At 66.0% G+C, this 377-nt stretch carries 1 protein-coding gene; it reads right to left on the reverse strand.

The annotated features are described in order from the left end of the window. A partial coding sequence (locus TW83_RS18775) for a radical SAM protein (protein WP_045984310.1) occupies window positions 1-377 on the reverse strand: 377 nt, incomplete at both ends.

A 377-nucleotide genomic window follows, 5' to 3' on the forward strand; every position in this document is an offset into this window, starting at 1 on the left:
TGCGCGCCGCGGGCGTGCCCTTGCGCGCCGAATAGGGGAAGACATGCAGGAAGGTCAGACCGCAATCCTGAACGAGCTTCAGCGAATTGTCGAACATCGCCTCGGTCTCGGTCGGAAAGCCGGCGATGATGTCGGCGCCGAAGACCATGTCGGGACGCAGCCGCCGCGCCTCCTCGCAGAAGGCGATGGCATCGTCGCGCAGGTGGCGGCGCTTCATCCGCTTCAGGATCATGTCGTCGCCGGCCTGCAGCGACAGGTGCAGATGCGGCATCAGGCGCGGTTCGGTCGCGATGGCCAGCATCAGGTTCTCGTCCGCCTCGATCGAATCGATTGAGCTGATCCGCAGGCGCGGCAGGTCCGGCACCAGCCGCAGGATG

The sequence above is a fragment of the Paracoccus sp. S4493 genome (genome assembly GCF_000967735.1).
GTDB classification, from domain to species: domain Bacteria; phylum Pseudomonadota; class Alphaproteobacteria; order Rhodobacterales; family Rhodobacteraceae; genus Paracoccus; species Paracoccus marcusii.